The sequence below is a fragment of the Enterococcus sp. C76 genome, assembly GCF_040886985.1.
Classification (GTDB): domain Bacteria; phylum Bacillota; class Bacilli; order Lactobacillales; family Enterococcaceae; genus Enterococcus_B; species Enterococcus_B lactis.
Map to the genome: position 1 here is coordinate 1 of NZ_JBFOEY010000096.1, position 217 is coordinate 217.

Sequence of the window (217 nt, forward strand, 5' to 3'; positions counted from 1 at the left end):
TCACCATTCAAGTAAGAAGAATCTAATTGGTAACGTCCGATGTAACGTCCGTTCGTTGCTGTGTAAGAACCGCTTGATTCTTTTTGTGCGATCCATTCTTTTGCAGCATTCGTGCTTGTTGCCGTTGTTGTTGTTTCTGTTGCAGCAGGAGCAGATTGTGTTTCAGCAACAGGGGCTGCTTGTGTTTCTGTTTGAACCGTTTCTTGTACAACAGGTT

At 43.8% G+C, this 217-nt stretch carries 1 pseudogene; it reads right to left on the bottom strand.

Annotated elements, in window-relative coordinates:
- A pseudogene (locus AB3I00_RS14905) lies at positions 1–217 on the bottom strand (peptidase M23); the annotation flags it as partial.